General features: G+C 39.9%; 22 protein-coding genes. 7 read left to right on the top strand and 15 right to left on the bottom strand.

Going from position 1 to position 15,822, the window contains the following annotated elements:
- Window positions 1–21 precede the first annotated feature (21 nt).
- From ABMY41_RS09885 to bfr (ABMY41_RS09870), 4 genes are all read left to right on the top strand, one after another.
- Window positions 22–357: a DUF3703 domain-containing protein gene (locus tag ABMY41_RS09885; RefSeq protein ID WP_349274588.1), complete on the top strand. Its 336-nt coding sequence runs from the start codon at window positions 22–24 to the stop codon at window positions 355–357.
- Between the two features lie 221 nt (window positions 358–578).
- On the top strand, window positions 579–2,714 hold the full coding sequence (locus ABMY41_RS09880) for a TonB-dependent receptor (protein WP_349274587.1): 2,136 nt from the start codon (window positions 579–581) through the stop codon (window positions 2,712–2,714).
- 210 nt (window positions 2,715–2,924) lie between these two features.
- Entirely contained in the window at window positions 2,925–3,398 is a 474-nt protein-coding gene (gene bfr, locus ABMY41_RS09875; protein ID WP_054552096.1) for a bacterioferritin, read from the top strand.
- Between the two features lie 11 nt (window positions 3,399–3,409).
- A complete protein-coding gene (bfr, locus tag ABMY41_RS09870) occupies window positions 3,410–3,874 on the top strand; it encodes a bacterioferritin (RefSeq protein ID WP_054552095.1) in 465 nt (154 codons plus the stop codon).
- A 57-nt stretch (window positions 3,875–3,931) separates the two neighbouring features.
- On the opposite strand, the gene ABMY41_RS09865 is transcribed toward bfr (ABMY41_RS09870), so the two are convergent.
- Window positions 3,932–4,405, bottom strand: coding sequence for a mechanosensitive ion channel domain-containing protein (locus ABMY41_RS09865; protein ID WP_054552094.1), 474 nt, complete (start codon window positions 4,403–4,405; stop codon window positions 3,932–3,934).
- A gap of 58 nt (window positions 4,406–4,463) precedes the next feature.
- A complete protein-coding gene (locus ABMY41_RS09860) occupies window positions 4,464–4,919 on the bottom strand; it encodes a hypothetical protein (protein WP_349274586.1) in 456 nt (151 codons plus the stop codon).
- A 184-nt stretch (window positions 4,920–5,103) separates the two neighbouring features.
- Between ABMY41_RS09860 and ABMY41_RS09855 the strand changes: the two genes are divergently transcribed.
- Entirely contained in the window at window positions 5,104–5,535 is a 432-nt protein-coding gene (locus tag ABMY41_RS09855; protein WP_252949661.1) for a hypothetical protein, read from the top strand.
- A gap of 350 nt (window positions 5,536–5,885) precedes the next feature.
- On the opposite strand, the gene ABMY41_RS09850 is transcribed toward ABMY41_RS09855, so the two are convergent.
- The 5 genes from ABMY41_RS09850 to hutH all read right to left on the bottom strand — a co-directional run bounded on the left by ABMY41_RS09850 (window position 5,886) and on the right by hutH (window position 10,827).
- Window positions 5,886–6,248 (bottom strand): hypothetical protein, encoded by a 363-nt coding sequence (locus ABMY41_RS09850; protein ID WP_349274585.1) that lies wholly within the window; start codon window positions 6,246–6,248, stop codon window positions 5,886–5,888.
- Window positions 6,249–6,274: 26 nt separating this feature from the next.
- Window positions 6,275–6,667, bottom strand: coding sequence for a hypothetical protein (locus ABMY41_RS09845; protein ID WP_349274584.1), 393 nt, complete (start codon window positions 6,665–6,667; stop codon window positions 6,275–6,277).
- Window positions 6,668–6,789: 122 nt separating this feature from the next.
- Window positions 6,790–7,200: a GFA family protein gene (locus tag ABMY41_RS09840; RefSeq protein WP_349274583.1), complete on the bottom strand. Its 411-nt coding sequence runs from the start codon at window positions 7,198–7,200 to the stop codon at window positions 6,790–6,792.
- A 121-nt stretch (window positions 7,201–7,321) separates the two neighbouring features.
- The gene (locus ABMY41_RS09835; RefSeq protein WP_054563828.1) at window positions 7,322–9,322 is read right to left on the bottom strand and encodes a urocanate hydratase; all 2,001 of its coding nucleotides are present in this window, start codon (window positions 9,320–9,322) and stop codon (window positions 7,322–7,324) included.
- Window positions 9,323–9,333: 11 nt separating this feature from the next.
- The gene (hutH, locus tag ABMY41_RS09830; RefSeq protein WP_175081512.1) at window positions 9,334–10,827 is read right to left on the bottom strand and encodes a histidine ammonia-lyase; all 1,494 of its coding nucleotides are present in this window, start codon (window positions 10,825–10,827) and stop codon (window positions 9,334–9,336) included.
- A 120-nt stretch (window positions 10,828–10,947) separates the two neighbouring features.
- Between hutH and ABMY41_RS09825 the strand changes: the two genes are divergently transcribed.
- Window positions 10,948–11,844: a LysR family transcriptional regulator gene (locus tag ABMY41_RS09825; RefSeq protein WP_251601946.1), complete on the top strand. Its 897-nt coding sequence runs from the start codon at window positions 10,948–10,950 to the stop codon at window positions 11,842–11,844.
- Here ABMY41_RS09825 and ABMY41_RS09820 read toward each other — a convergent pair.
- The 8 genes from ABMY41_RS09820 to ABMY41_RS09785 all read right to left on the bottom strand — a co-directional run bounded on the left by ABMY41_RS09820 (window position 11,822) and on the right by ABMY41_RS09785 (window position 14,876).
- Complete coding sequence (locus ABMY41_RS09820; RefSeq protein ID WP_349274582.1) at window positions 11,822–12,214, bottom strand: DoxX-like family protein; 393 nt, start codon at window positions 12,212–12,214, stop codon at window positions 11,822–11,824. The genes ABMY41_RS09825 and ABMY41_RS09820 overlap by 23 nt on opposite strands.
- A 49-nt stretch (window positions 12,215–12,263) precedes the next feature.
- Window positions 12,264–12,680 (bottom strand): DUF805 domain-containing protein, encoded by a 417-nt coding sequence (locus ABMY41_RS09815; RefSeq protein ID WP_349274581.1) that lies wholly within the window; start codon window positions 12,678–12,680, stop codon window positions 12,264–12,266.
- A gap of 154 nt (window positions 12,681–12,834) precedes the next feature.
- Complete coding sequence (locus ABMY41_RS09810) at window positions 12,835–13,077, bottom strand: hypothetical protein (RefSeq protein ID WP_349274580.1); 243 nt, start codon at window positions 13,075–13,077, stop codon at window positions 12,835–12,837.
- Between the two features lie 100 nt (window positions 13,078–13,177).
- Window positions 13,178–13,705: a DUF4240 domain-containing protein gene (locus ABMY41_RS09805; protein WP_062565591.1), complete on the bottom strand. Its 528-nt coding sequence runs from the start codon at window positions 13,703–13,705 to the stop codon at window positions 13,178–13,180.
- Window positions 13,702–13,896: a YwbE family protein gene (locus ABMY41_RS09800; protein WP_036971837.1), complete on the bottom strand. Its 195-nt coding sequence runs from the start codon at window positions 13,894–13,896 to the stop codon at window positions 13,702–13,704. The genes ABMY41_RS09805 and ABMY41_RS09800 overlap by 4 nt, the downstream gene beginning before the upstream one ends.
- Before the next feature lie 59 nt (window positions 13,897–13,955).
- Complete coding sequence (locus tag ABMY41_RS09795; RefSeq protein ID WP_349274579.1) at window positions 13,956–14,402, bottom strand: hypothetical protein; 447 nt, start codon at window positions 14,400–14,402, stop codon at window positions 13,956–13,958.
- Between the two features lie 2 nt (window positions 14,403–14,404).
- Window positions 14,405–14,677 carry a hypothetical protein gene (locus ABMY41_RS09790; protein ID WP_251601929.1) on the bottom strand — a complete coding sequence of 91 codons (273 nt, stop codon included), beginning with the start codon at window positions 14,675–14,677 and terminating at the stop codon, window positions 14,405–14,407.
- Complete coding sequence (locus ABMY41_RS09785; protein WP_054563817.1) at window positions 14,670–14,876, bottom strand: hypothetical protein; 207 nt, start codon at window positions 14,874–14,876, stop codon at window positions 14,670–14,672. Before ABMY41_RS09785 ends, ABMY41_RS09790 begins: the two co-directional genes overlap by 8 nt.
- A gap of 88 nt (window positions 14,877–14,964) precedes the next feature.
- Here ABMY41_RS09785 and ABMY41_RS09780 point away from each other — a divergent pair, with 88 nt between their 5' ends.
- Window positions 14,965–15,771, top strand: coding sequence for an ion transporter (locus ABMY41_RS09780; protein WP_349274591.1), 807 nt, complete (start codon window positions 14,965–14,967; stop codon window positions 15,769–15,771).
- Window positions 15,772–15,822 lie beyond the last annotated feature (51 nt).

The raw sequence follows: 15,822 nt of genomic DNA, 5'->3' as shown, positions 1-15,822 counted from the left end.
TTACTAAACATACCATTCGCCATGAATATTGAGCTCAAAAATGCCTTTAACACCGAAATGATATTGGCTGAAACGAGTTATAAGAAAGCAGATTACAAAACCGCTTTTTATCACCTAGAGCGGGCTCATATACTGGGTCAAAGCTATATCATTGCGCATACTTACTCTCATTGGTGGATGTGTAAAATTGCTTTTAAAACCCATAATGCCAAGGAAATAATTGGTCAGTTTGCTCGCATGGCAGCTTCAATTGTATTTTCGCGTATTTGGGTCCCTCTCGGTAACACCGGCGGCACTAATGTTAGCCCTTTCAAACCAATGCCTATTCCAGACGACTTAAAACGTTTTTTAAGCTAAAGCCGCTTTAATCTGCAGTTACTTGGTAACTATTAAACACGACAATCCCCTATTTATCATGACTCTCCATTTAAGCCCTTTGGCTTAAGCAAGCAGATACAAATGACTAAAATAACCCAACAATTTATTGCAAATAATTATCATTAGCCTTGCCTTTACACTTCTTTACATTTAGACTGCCGCACAATCACATAATAAATACCGATTTAACAAGGATAAACATGTTAAAAACTTCACTGACTCTGGTCGCTATTGCAATTAGCAGCCAAGCATTTGCTGATGATGCCATCAATAAAAAACTTACCGCAGAAGAAATGGAACACGTTGTTGTATCAGGCAGCCGTGTATTTGAAAGCATTGATGAAGTACCCGCTTCTGTAACGATTATTAGCCAAAAGCAAATTGAAGAGCATTTAAAAGTTAATCCAGAGCTACAAAGCTTACTTGCGCAAATGGTACCAGGCCTTGCACCAGATACGGGTAGCTCGAGTAATACTGGTCAGAGTTTACGTGGCCGTGCACCACTTGTGATGATTGATGGTGTGCCACAATCTACACCACTCAGAAACGGCTCTTTGGGAGTTAAAACACTCGACCCAAGTGCCATTGCGCGTATCGAAGTGATCAAAGGTGCTACCTCTGTTTATGGTAATGGTGCATCGGGCGGTATTATTAACTACATCACAAAACAGGCTACAAGTGATGGTCAGCCAGAAGGTGAGATCAGCCTATCGTCACGTTTTAGTGCAGTAAAACTAGAAGAAAGCGCTGGTGCGCGAGTCTCTGCTGCGGTTAATGGCCGAGCAGATAAACTTAGCTATTTATTTACCGCAAGTTACGAAGAAAATGGTGTTCAACGTGACGCCGAAGGCGATATTCTTGGCTTACAGTATGGTTTATCTGATGCAGTAACAGAAAACTACTTCACCAAACTTGGTTATGATTTTGACGATGAGAAGCAACTGCAATTTAGCTATAACTACTTTAGCTCTCAACAAAAAACCGATTTAGGTGATGTTGTTGGTAACCTAAACGATGGCGAAAAAACTTATGCTATTCATGTACCTAAAGAGCTACAAAAGCAAGGTAAACCACAAGGCCCAGATGGTAACGAAAACATTACCTTAAAATACACAGACTACGCCCTGTTTACTAATACACAAATGACACTCGACCTTTACATGCAGGATATCGAGAATGTGTTTTTCTTTTCTACCAACCTAGCTAACCCAGACGAAGGCTACGAAGGCGGCCAATCAATTATTCGCTCTGAAAAGAAAGGTGCACGCGCTACCTTTAATATCCTTGTTGATTTTGACAATGTTGAAGCCACCTTCATTTATGGCCTTGATGCACTGAATGATGTGACGTCTCAGCCACTTGTAGATGGCCGTGTTTGGGTACCAGAAATGGATATGGAAAGCCTTGCTGGCTTTTTACAAACAAAATGGGTTATCAATAATGATTTAGTCATTAAAGCGGGTGTGCGCCAAGAGAGCATTGATTTAAACGTTGATGATTACAATACCTTAAAGCTTTGCCGTTCAGAAACACAGTGCTCTGTGCCACTTAGCGTAAAAGGCGACACCATTGATTACGATGCAACCACTTATAATGTAGGTGTTAAATACAATTTACTTGAGGCTTTCAGCCCATTTGCCAATTATTCACAAGGGTCTGATATCTCAGATATTGGCCGCCTACTACGTTCAGCAACGGTGAATGATATTGGTCTAATTCAAACAGAAGCATCAATCATCGATAACTATGAAATTGGTTTTACCTCACAGTTTGATAACTTACGTTTTGAATTTGCAGCTTACCGCAGTACATCAGAGTTTGGCACCACGAATAGCTTTAATGAAGTAACCGGTGTTTATGAGCCGGTACGTGCACCGCAAGAGATTTGGGGTTACGAAACATTAGTTGATTATAAAATTAACCCAACTCTAAAACTGGTTGCAACTTACAGCTATGTTGAAGGTAAAAACACCGAAGACGACATTTACTTAGGTTCGCGCCAAATAAGCCCACCAAAAGGCACTGCTAATTTAAACTGGCAGCCTAATGATGAGTTATCACTTACGGTGAGTTATTTATATGTGGGTTCACGCAAACGCTTTGAACCAAATGCAGACGGCGACTATGTTGGCGACCAAGGGCCAATTAGCAGTTACAACCTATTTAACCTAAGCGGTCGTTATAACTTTAGCGAGAACTGGCAAGCGTTTATGGGTGTAGAAAACCTATTTAACAATGATTACTACCCTGCCCGTGCCCAGTCATACACCTATGGTGGCTATAACATTAAAGGTTTAGGTACCACTGTTACACTTGGTGCAACCTATAGTTTCTAAATTAAATTTTGTTTAGAACAACAAGCCCTTCTTAGTAAGGGCTTTTTTTATTTAAGAATAGAAACGATAAATTGTTCATTTATCAACCATTAACGCAAACTTAAACGAGAATCACACTCAATAGTAAACAACTGATTTACAAAGGAAAAAGTTTGCAATCTTGTTTTTATATACTACAATTACCGCAACTTGGAATTCGAGGACAGCATTATGAAAGGTAACCAAAAAGTCATCGATAGTTTTAACAAACTACTCGCAAACGAATTAGCCGCTATAGATCAATACTTTATTCATTCTCGTATGTACGATGATTGGGGCCTAAATAAGCTGTATGAGCGTCTTAACCACGAAATGGAAGAAGAAAAAGATCACGCTGATTGGTTGATCAAACGTATTCTGTTTTTAGAAGGCGTACCAAACATGACTAAACGTCGTGATCTATTAATTGGCTCAGACGTTAAAAGCATGATGCAAAACGATTTAACACTTGAACTAGAAGTGGTTGACTGTGTTAAAGAAGCAATTGCCATCTGTGAGCAAGAAAAAGACTATCAATCACGCGAAGTGCTTGAAAAGTTATTATTTGATACAGAAGAAGATCATGTTTACTGGTTAGAACAGCAGCTTGGTCTAATCGACAAAATTGGTAGCCAAAACTACCATCAATCTCAAATGGGCGAATAGAGGCTAATGGTATGAAAGGCGATAAAAGCGTCATTGCTGCACTTAATAAAGTATTAGCGAATGAATTAGTAGGTATTAACCAATACTTTTTACACGCTCGTATGTTTAAAGATTTTGGCTTTTCAAAATTAGACAAAGCTGATTACAAAGTATCTATTCAAAAAATGAAAAACGCCGACCGTTTAATTGAGCGTATTTTGTTTTTAGAAGGTTTACCAAACCTACAAGATTTAGGTCGCCTACGTATTGGTGAAAACTCTGAAGAAATGATCGAAGCTAACATGAGCTTTGAACTTGATTCTCTACCTGATCTTAAAGCGGCAATTAAACTTGCTGAAGAGAAAAAAGATTACATCAGCCGTGAAGCGCTAGATAACATCTTAAATGAGCAAGAAGAACAGATTGATTGGCTTGAAACACAGCAGCAGTTAATCAAAACCGCAGGGCTTGAGAATTACCTGCAATCTCAAATGTAATTTGCTAAAACTTAAAAAAGCAGCCTAGGCTGCTTTTTTTATGGCTAAGATTTGTGATTAATCGTCTTCGCGATCAATGATTGACACTTTATTACTTAAAATTAAAGAGTTAGGAATTAAATGCACCGCTCCCTCGCCTTTAATTGTGATATAGCGCAAATTAAGGTCAATCACAGTGCCCTTTGAATTACTCACTTCAATGTAATTACCAAGCTTAATGGGTTTATAAAGCACAATCATGACACCTGCTACTAGGTTTGAAATAGCATCCTTCAACGCAAAACCCAAAGCAAAGCCTGTTAGGCCTAAGCCGGCAACTAACGCGGCTACGTCAAAACCCAGTTTCGATAACGCCAGCACAATACCAATGAATAATAAAATAGCGCGCTGCGAGTTAGAAATCAGCCGGAAAGTTTCAAGAGCGGTTGAATCAAAGCGACGTTGAAATTGTTTAATAGCACGGTCAATAATAAGGCTTGCTATGTAAAAAGCAGCAAGTACTAAAAATGCTTGAATAAATTGGCTAGTCATAAGATTTTCAATTAAAAATAAAGCCCATCATAGGCTTAAAATTGCGCGAGGCATACAATTATTGCTTTTCAAACACACAAGAAACGTCAGGTTTACTCAGTGTATAAGTAATATTGCCATTATCTTTAAAACGCAGGTCTTCTGTTGTTGAACCGTTGTCGTCTTCATTATCACAGCGAAAATATCGCTTGGTTCTAACAATGCCATTTACAAAGTATTTTAACTTCGAACTGACAACACAAAAGTTAGGTACCTTCTTTACCTGCGTGCCGTTATGTAAGTCACTAAAATCGATTAACGTCCCTAAGCTAAAGCCTTGCGTTGGGTCTTTTATCAATGAAAAAGATGCGTTTTGACAAACCGCATCACTGCCCTCTTTTGTTTTGTAATCACCTTGCTTGTCTTTTATCAGTGCCAAAAACTGCGTTTTATTGCTCGGCTTTACATCCAGCAGAGCGCTGGCAATTGATGAGGTTGATAGTAAAAAAGCCACTAAACAAAAGTAATATCTCATTGAAAATCCATAAACTTATAGACACTTTACTAGCATAGCATGCTGATTAAGGTTGGTGAATTTATAACGTATTAGTTAATACGATTAAAAAATGTTTTTGGTTCTATTTTATGAACTTTGCATAGGCAACCAATCTGTTTATATGCTATAAATTTTAATGATGATAATTTTTGGAGGGAATCAAATGAAAATAGTCAAACTCATCGCTTTAACCACATTTTTGGCCTTAACCAGTACTCAAAGCCTAGCTAGTGATGACGACTGGAAAACAATTGCAGAGAAAAAGGTTAGCTACAAAAGCGAAACCGATACCGTTAATCCTATCACCAGCAGCCACTACAGCCATATTAAAGTTAAGTGCACCCACGGCACTGTGAATCTTAAGAAAATTAAAGTCGTTATGAACAACGGTGAAGAAAAAGTATTTGATAACCTAGGTGTTTTAACTAAAGGAATGTCATCACGTAGCTTAAATTTGCCAGACAAAAACGACGCTAAACTCGATAAAATCAAACTTGAATATGAATCAGTAGGCAGCACAGCCCTCAGTATGGCAGGCGTAACCGAAAAAGCCGAAGTTGAAATTCTCGCGAAAAAATCTAAGAAAGAAGATTAAAATTGCGAGATGCGAGATGCGAGATGCGAGATGCGAGATGCGAGATGCGAGATGCGAGATGCGAGATGCGAGTCAGGATGTTAGAGCCTATACAGTTTCACAAGCAGCGGCGCCTTTGCGCCGCGACTATTTAAAAAACAAACCAGAGAAACACGTTTTATGCCTACGATGGTGCCCTTGTAGGTCGTCATTTATGGCGACAAAAACCGTGGAGATTTTCTCGTAAGAACGGCTTCAGCCGTGAACCTTAGATGTTCGGCGTTAAAGCGCCTCCTACCAACTTGTAACTCGCAAACTTTACCCTTGTATGTCGCTAACTTTACTCTCGTATCTCGCTAACTTTAACCCAATTAAACAAGCATATTGTTTAACATCATTCCTGGCATTAAAAATACCATTGCAAAAGAGAATGATCCGGTGAGTGCAATTGCAAGACAGCAAAATGCCGTTTGCATTAAAAATACGTTGGGTTTACCAGAGGCACTTTTTTGAAATGACACATAGGCAAGTAACATGTTTTCTCTAATTTTTTGAAAATAAGAACGCACTACTCTGATGATAGGCAAGCTGTACATTGCTAAAAAAGCAAATACAACTTCTATTCCACCAAAATGAAATAACAGTGCAATCTCAGGTGAGAACCAACCAACAATAGCTATCAAGCACCAAAATGCAGCTTTTTGATATTTATTTAGTTCGTGCCATTTGATCATCGTCTTCCTTGTATTTCCAATTATATTTAAATTAAGTGAGCAGCTGATATATCAAATTTAGTTATATAAGCTTTGAGCTCTGCAAGCTGAAGTTTTTCGCCTTGGTGAGCATTCATCGCTTTGGCAAAATAGCTGTTGGCTTGCTGCTGATCACCAGCATGCTCATGAATGAGTCCAATTCGAAGATAAGTAAAAGCAAGGTTATTTGGGCCTAACTCTGTTTGCAACGTTTTAGCGCTATCAAGCTCAAGAATTCTTGAAAGTGCATTTAACGCATAGAGCGCACTATCGCTCGAACCTTTGATGTACTGAGAATGAGCAAGTTTTAGCTCTTTTTTAAGAAACTCAGCTGTAATTTCATTTGCGTTGGTAGGTACTGCTAACGAGACTAAAGCTGCTAAGGTTAAAACTTTAAACATATAAAACCTCCTTTTAAAATGTGCTTTACAGATTAATCAAACTCGACCAACTGGTCAAACTTTACTCTCGTATCTCGCTAACTTTCCCCTTGAGTCTCGCTAACTTTACTCTTTAATCGGGCTTAATCGCGACCAAAACCAATCAGCTTTTTGCCATTTAATCCTTTTTTATGCCATTCGGTTTGCTCTTCGCAGAATATTTGCGCGTCTAATTCTTTACTTGGCTCTTCATTTAAACTGCCTGCAGGCACAAGTAGGTATTTACTGTCTTGTGATTCAAATGGCAGCGCAGAGCCACAGGTTTTACAAAACGCCCTAGATAATGCACGGCCAGGGTAATTAAACCGTGTTATATGCAGTTGGCCTTTTACCCATTCGATAGCATCAGGTGAAGTAAACAAGTTTGCAGCATGGGCTGTGCCGGTTAGTTTGCGGCATTGTTCGCAATGGCAGAAGAAAAAACGCCTAAAGTTATCAGCGACTTTAAAGCTGACTTCGCCGCAGCAGCATCCACCAGTAAGTGTTTTAGTCATATCTATCTCCTTATTCGCCAAGCTAAAAATTTATACCCTAAACGATGCGCTATTTAATAATTTTTGGCAATAAAAAAGGCCATGTTGCACTTACAACATGGCCTTTTTGCATTGACACAACTTAGAAATCTAAGTTTGATAAAACTTCATCATCAACGTTATTAGACAAGGTCACTTTAAGTTTAGGGGTACGAGCCATTTCACGTTTAATCGCAAAATTAGCTTCTTCGTTACGCGCCCAACTACGACGAGCAATACCGTTGTTTACATCAAATAATAGCATAGATTTCAAACGACGCTCGGCAGCTTCACTACCATCTAGTAGCATACCAAAACCACCGTTGATCACTTCACCCCAGCCAACACCGCCACCATTGTGAATAGATACCCAAGTAGCACCACGGAAACCATCACCAATTACATTGTGAATCGCCATGTCTGCTGTGAAGCGGCTACCATCATAGATGTTTGATGTTTCACGGAAAGGTGAATCAGTGCCACTTACATCATGGTGGTCACGGCCAAGTACAACCGGACCAATTTCGCCACGATTAATGGCATCATTAAAGGCTTTAGCGATTTCAGCGCGGCCTTGTGCGTCTGCATAAAGAATACGAGCTTGCGAACCAACAACCAGTTTGTTTTGCTTCGCATCTTTGATCCACGTGATGTTGTCTTGCATTTGCTGTTGGATCTCTTCAGGCGAGTCCGCCATGATTTTATTTAAAACGTCTGCAGCAATCGCATCTGTTTTATCAAGATCTTCTGGTTTACCTGACGTACATACCCAGCGGAACGGACCAAAACCGTAGTCAAAACACATTGGGCCAAGAATATCTTGTACGTACGATGGGTATTTAAAATCAATTCCGTTTTCAGCCATTACATCGCCACCAGCGCGTGATGCTTCTAGCAAGAACGCATTACCATAATCAAAGAAGTAAGTACCTTTTGCCGTGTGCTTGTTAACAGCATCGGCGTGGCGCTTAAGCGTCGCTTGTACTTTTTCTTTAAATACTTCTGGCTCTTCACGAATTAAACGATTTGACTCTTCATAGCTGATATCAACCGGGTAGTAACCGCCTGACCAAGGGTTATGAAGTGAAGTTTGGTCTGAACCTAAGTGAATGAAAATATCTTCTGCTAAGAAGCTTTCCCATACATCAACCACGTTACCGATAAAAGCAATTGAAACCACTTCTTCATTTTGCTGGGCCGTACGTACACGCTCAACAAGCTCTGGCATGTTATCAATTAGCTCATCAACCCAACCTTGTTGATGACGCTTAATAGCCGCCTTAGGGTTAACCTCAGCACACACAGTAATACAATTAGCAATGTTACCCGCTTTAGGCTGCGCACCACTCATACCGCCTAAACCAGCAGTTAAGAAGATCTTACCTTTTGGTGATTCGCCTTTTTCGAGCACTTTACGGAATGCATTCATGACCGTAATGGTTGTACCGTGAACAATACCTTGCGGGCCAATGTACATAAATGAACCCGCAGTCATTTGACCGTATTGAGTTACACCTAGTGCATTGAATTTTTCCCAATCATCCGGCTTTGAATAGTTCGGGATCATCATACCGTTTGTCACAACCACGCGCGGTGCTTCAACTGATGATGGAAATAACCCCATAGGGTGACCCGAGTACATGTGTAGCGTTTGGTCTTCTTCCATTTCGCTTAAGTACTTCATGGTTAATAAGTACTGCGCCCAGTTTTGGAATACCGCACCGTTACCACCGTAAGTGATTAGCTCTTCAGGGTGCTGTGCTACTGCAGGATCAAGGTTATTGTCGATCATTAACATGATAGCGGCAGCTTGTTCGCATTTAGCTGGGTAATCGCTGATTGAGCGCGCTTTAAGTTCATAGTTAGGCTTAAAGCGATACATATAAATACGGCCAAATTGCTTAAGCTCAGCGGCAAATTCAGCGGCTAATTCTTTGTGCCATTCTTTAGGGAAATAACGCAATGCGTTACGAATCGCTAATTGCTTTTCGTCAGCCGATAAAATGTCTTTACGTTTTGGAGCACGGTTTGCATCACTTGGGTACGGTTTTGGCTCTGGTAATACGCTCGGGATACCTTGCTTAATTTGTTCTTGAAAAGTCATTGTTTGCTCCCTTAGTTAACTTTAAACGCTTGCGATTTAACAAGTTCTACCATGGCATCAATGTCTGGCTTAAGTAAGCGGTCTTCTTCTAGTTTGGTAACTTTGCTACGAATTAGCGCAAAGTTTTCTTCAATGATGTCTGAACACTTGTTAGGACGTCTAAATTCGATTGCTTGCGCTGCATACATCAGCTCAATAGCAAAGATTTTATCAAGGTTACCTAAAATCTGGTTTAACTTACGACCAGAGATACTACCCATAGATACGTGATCTTCTTGGCCCATTGATGTTGGTACGCTGTCTGCTGATGGCGGGAAACACAATGATTTATTTTCTGTTACCAATGCCGCAGTCACATACTGCGGGATCATCATGCCAGAGTTTAAGCCACCCGATGTCGTTAACAAGCGTGGTAAGCCGTGTAAGCCCTCAAGCAATAAATAACAACGACGATCTGCAATGTTACCAAGCTCTGCCGCTGCGATTGAAGCGTAATCTAAAACCATAGCAAGTGGTTGGCCGTGGAAGCCACCACCCGAAATTGCTTCTTCTTCGCTGATCACAATTGGGTTATCTGTTACAGAGTTCATTTCTGTTTCAGCAAGCTCTTTTAAATGGTAGTACGCGTTACGTGATGCTCCATGAACTTGTGGAATACAACGCAGTGAGTAAGGGTCTTGAACACGGTCACAATCAGTATGTGAAGCCATGTTTTCAGAGCCTGCAAAAAAGCTACGCATGCGCGCTGCAACTTCTACGTTACCTTTAAAAGCACGAATTGCGTGTAACTCTTCACGGAACGGCGATTCGCTACCTTGCATACCTTCAATACTCATAGCACCTGCGATATCTGCAAGGTCTAATAAGTAACGCATTTTAGTAAGTGCAGTAATGGCATGCGATAAAATAAACTGAGTACCGTTAATTAACGCTAGGCCTTCTTTAGCATGTAATTCTAAAGGCGCTAAACCGTGCTCTTTTAATACCTCTGCTGCTGGTTTGATTGTGTCGTTTACCCAAAACTCACCTTCACCTAAAAGAGGTAAGAATAAGTGCGATAACGGTGCTAAGTCGCCCGATGCGCCAACTGAGCCTTGCTCTGGTACAACAGGGATAATATCAAGTTCAATAAACTTAAGCATACGCTCAACTACGGTTAAACGAATACCCGAAAAACCTTGGCTTAATGCATGTACTTTGGTGATTAGCATCAGCTTTGAAATAGGTTTAGCGATTGGCTCACCCACACCAACAGCGTGTGTGATCAATAAGTTCTTTTGTAATAAGTTAGTTTCTTCTGGAGAAATTTGTGTATCACACAATGGACCAAAGCCCGTATTGATACCATAAATGGCTTTATCTGAGGCAGCCATTTTGTCTACGTTTTGGCGGCTTTTATTAATTTTATCAATTGCTTCTTGGCAAAGCTCTGCCTGTAACGTACCGGCTGCAATAGCATTAACGCTGTCTAACGTTAATTGGTCAACACCATACTTAAATGTCATTTATAACTCCTAAAGAACAGGATTAAGTTTTATTTAGATGGAGTCTAGCTTGCTCTAGTTGTTTTACAAATGCATAATTATCGTTATTCATTCCAGATTTATCGAACTAAAAGAAGAGCTATGCAAGTTCATGACGTAGACCTGCGCTTATTGCGCGTTTTTGTAGCAATTGTTGAATGTGGCGGGCTTTCAGCAGCTGAGTCACGTTTGAATATTGGCCGCTCCACCATCAGTGCGCATTTATCAGATTTAGAAGTAAGGCTTGGTATTAAATTATGTAAACGTGGCCGCAGTGGTTTTGAAATTACAGACGCTGGCGCCATCACTTATCAGGCATCGATTGAACTGCTTCAGCAATGCGAAGCCTTTGCTAATACCGTAGCCAGCTCTAAAAACGAGTTATCGGGACGTTTAAGTATTGCCATGATAGATACCATGGTCAGCGACCCACGCTGTGCCATTCCCCGCGCGATAGCAAGATTAAAAGGCAAAGGTAAAAACATTCAGTTTGATATTAATGTGTGCGAGGCACGAGAGGTAGAAACCGCAGTAGCCAATGGCCGCTCGTTAGTGGGGATTGGTGTTAGCCGCCATCATATTCGCGGATTAAATTACACCGCCTTACACAACGAAACTAACTTTTTGTATTGCGCAGTCGGTCACCCATTATTTGAGTGTGATGACAAACAAATCAATGAGCTCATTAAAGAAGCCGAAGTCATTACCAGTAACTACATGCGCGATAAAGAAAGCCGAAACGACGGTTTAAACTATCAAAACAGTGCTGTTGCTTATCACGATGAAGGTATCGCACATTTAATTTTATCGGGTGAATTTATTGGTTATTTACCCGATCACTACGCACAGTTCTGGGTCGAAAAAGGTATTTTTAAAGCTATCCAGCCAAACAAATATCACTACGATATTCCTGTGGTATTGATCACCTCAAAAACAAATGCCAGCTCGCCTTTAGCAAATGCCATGATTGATGAAATTAAGCGTTGTTATTCGGTTTAGTTTTAAGTTCTTTAATTAGCACGAGACTAAACGCGATCATGGCAAGGTTTGTAGTTACAGGATTAAACGCTTCGACTAACAGTGCGGGCTGCAAAACAGCAACAAACAGCATTAGCCCAACTAAAGCAGCTATATTGAGAATATTGATTAACATTGAACGATAGAAAATAAAAAACAGCACGGCAAATATAATTTCACTTATGCCAGCTGCTCGGGTAATGAGCGTTGAGATTTCAGCATTAAAACCAAAACTTGCCGTCATTTGTTGTTCTAAGGGGGCAATATGGATAAGTTTTGGCATCAGCCCATGATAAAGCCAACTAAAGCTAATAATAAATCGAGCGATTTGAATTGTAGTTAAATGCTTCATCGGGTAAGTTTAGTCTGTGTGCTCTGATATTCAGAGCACACAGTATAGCTTATAAGCTAGTAGGTTGACCGAAACGGTTCTCAGCTTCATCACCTGCTAAAAAGCCATTTTCGATTAACGCCCAGATACCACCAATAACTGGAACTAAGCCAATCAGTACCCACCAACCTGATTTATTACGGTCATGCCAGCGCTTTACTTGAACCGCAAGCGAAACCCACATAAGTGGGATATAAAAGATCAGTGTGATCACAGAGATTGCTGTTTCATTACCACCTGTTAATAATGCAACTACGAACATAAAAACAAATGAAGCTACAATAATACCTAAGAAAGAATACCAATAGGTCTTACGAGGAATACGACCTTTAAAAGAAAACAAAATTTCTTTCATGCTTAAAGTGGTTGTTTCTGTTGATGATGTAGCAAGGTTTGATTCTGGGGCTTGATATACGTTTTCTGACACTGTCATTTCCTTTGATATGTGTTGTAGCAAACTGTTTTAATCTAGTCTGCTGATTTATGTTGTTAATAGTGCTGAATTAAGCATGAATAAGATAACACAAAATGATTGGATTTGGGTACTAAGAAATTGTTGGTAAACTTTATGCCTATGAACGTTATAATTTAGAAAATGGGTCTGAAAGTAACTCTGCTTTAAAATAACTTATCGCATCTTCAACATCAGAGAATGTTTTTTGCTGAAACTTAACCCCTCGTTCGAAGTAAAAGACCTCAATATGACTCTTTGCGTCGTAAATACAATGCCCTTCAACTCTTGGTAAAGTATCAATTGCATAGGCCTCTCTTCTGATGCCTTTATTTATTAAATACTGCTTTAGCTCAAAAAGCTCCTGACGCATGTTAGCATTCATATTATTAATATTATTTAATAACTTACTGAGTTGTCATGGTAAAAGCAAGAAACCTAAAGTCATAAAAAGCACCCTTGGGTGCTTTTAATTAACTCGGTTGTTGCCAATATTTGGCGTATAAATTTGGGTAGGTTTGTTTTAAAAACTTGGCTTTATCTTTAAAGCGTTTACCTTTTGGTTGCTCAAGGCCTGATGGCACAAAGGGTAATTCATCATCATTACGTTCTTCGTAAAGCATACCGGCAATTAAATCGTACTCATCTAAATACGGGTAAGGCTGTTCGTTTAAATGATAAACTGGCGTACACTCGGCAATTGAGTCCGGGTTTTCAAGCGCCTTTAAAAAAGCCTGTTCACCACGTGAAATAAGCCAACATAAAAACTCAGAAAAACCATAATCATCGTTACAACCGGCCATTACATAAGCGGCACCAAATAAGTCCCAGGTATAGGCTTTGCGCATACGTAGGTTAAACTGCTTATCAAATTCCATCAGCTGCTGGTCAGATAAATCCGTCAGCTTTGCTTTTAATGCATTACAAACAGACTCAGGCTCGGCAGTTTTATCTTCGGCGGTCACGAGTTGCCAAAATTCACTTTCGCTTAAAACACTCATGATAAAATCTCTTTCACGCGCCCTACTTGACCATCATCAAGCTGAACTTTAATACCATGCGGGTGGTTTGGTGATTTAGTTAAAATACGTGACACCACACCTTGAGTTAACTGACCTGTTCGTTGATCTTGTTTTAATACAATGTTGACTTCGCAGCCAATTGAAATTTGTGAACGCGTAGGCACTGCCATTGCTATATCTCTTTCAATAATTTTTGCCGATTATAGCCATTTGCAGCTGGCTTACCAAATTAAACCTGTTTGATTGGGCTGTTTTTAAGCAGCTCCTTTGGCAATATCTCATTTAAACGTTCAATGATAGCTTCAGCTTTGCCTTTTATTTGAAAGTCATAACCTTGACCGTTGCCATCTAATATGACGGCTAAATAGTTATCAGCAACTTTCAGTTGCGTAATACGGCATAATTCAAGAGTCTCTTCTTTATCGCCATAATAAACCTGCTTAACCGTTAAGCTTGTGTCTGTTGCCGTGAGTGTTTTACTAAGCGCTGATTTGGCAGCAAATTTCTCTGTTGAGCGGTAGGCCTGTATCATAAAACCGATAGCAAATATAAAACCGGTAAAACTTGATATAGGTAATGAGTCTGATTGCAAGCTGTACACACCTATACAAATAAATAACATAGCAAGGGCTAGATTTAACCTAACCATCTGTTTAGGGGTTAAATTTACGTACATTATTATTCCTTTAAAAACGCAATTGCTTTTGCATTGATAGCGAAATCTATAGCGCTCAATTCTTTGATAATTAAACTGGAAATTAACTGGGTTTGCTCAGCGGTTATAGGCAGCTCTTTACAATAACAACTTACTTTTAGTGATTGCGGTAGCTTTTTTAGGTCAGCAGTATGCGTTAACCATGAAAATTCGTGTACGTGCTCTTTTGCTTGTTCGCACGCTTGCGTTAATGCAACTCGAATAGCCTTATCTAGACGTTTTTCAGTTTTAGTCATGTTCTGCTTGTTGTTTTTTAAATTCTTCGTAGCTATCTTGCTGGCGCTTTACACACTCATGGTACTCTTTATCTGCCATATGATTGCATTCACTTAAGCGCGCCGATTGAATTTCATGATAACGGGCATCTGAGCTACAAGCTGATAAAAGTATTGCAAGGGTCGCAATCACGGCCAATTTTAAGGCATTTAAAAACATTAAATTTCCTTTATGTAGTTATACATTGGTGCTGCGTTTTCCTGTATATTGCGTGGGTTTAAATATTATTACCAAAGGGTTCTATATGATGTTGTCGCAGTTACAACAGCTGTTTCAGCGTATCGATAAAAGTAAAATTTTTCAATCATTTGTTATTGCTGTCATTGTTATTTCAGCGCTAACAGTGGGTGCACACACCTACTCTTTACACCCAACTGCTGAGCTTGCCTTACATTGGATGGACTTAGGTATCACGGTATTCTTTTTAGTTGAGCTCGTGATACGGTTTATCGCAAGCCGTGGTTTTAAAGACTTTTTCACCAAAGGCTGGAATATCTTCGATTTTATAATCGTGGTGGGAAGCCTTTACCCTGCAGCTGGCTCTACGATTTTTATCGCTCGATTACTGCGTATTTTCCGCGTGTTGCGACTTGTATCTATGATCCCAGAGCTCAGACTGCTGGTTAACTCACTTTTAAAAGCCATTCCACAAATGGGCTATATTGCCCTGCTCATGTTCGTGATCTTCTATATTTATGCCGCCATGGGTAGCATGCTGTTTGCTGATATAAATCCAGTACTGTGGGGTGATGTGTCTATTTCTATGCTCACCCTGTTCAGAATCGCCACGTTCGAAGATTGGACCGATGTTATGTATGAAACGATGGCTGTGTATGAACTCAGCTGGATTTTCTACCTAACGTTCATCTTCTTAACGGCCTTTGTATTTTTAAACATGATGGTTGGTGCAATTTTAGAAGTTATGTCTGAGGAGCACCGTAACGCCCGTGAAGAGCAAACATCTGATGCCGACATGCCTGCAACCAAAGGGCAAATTGATCAGCTACAAGCTGAAATGGCTGAACTAAAACAACTACTGAAAGAAAAGCAGTGACGTTTTTGGAGCTAAGCTTTTTAGATAATAGTTTTTAGCTATTAGGCGCTA

Source organism: Pseudoalteromonas sp. BZA4 (genome assembly GCF_040104395.1).
Lineage (GTDB): Bacteria > Pseudomonadota > Gammaproteobacteria > Enterobacterales > Alteromonadaceae > Pseudoalteromonas.
The sequence above is the reverse complement of the archived record's forward strand: the minus strand, read 5'-3'. Positions and strand labels throughout refer to the sequence as shown.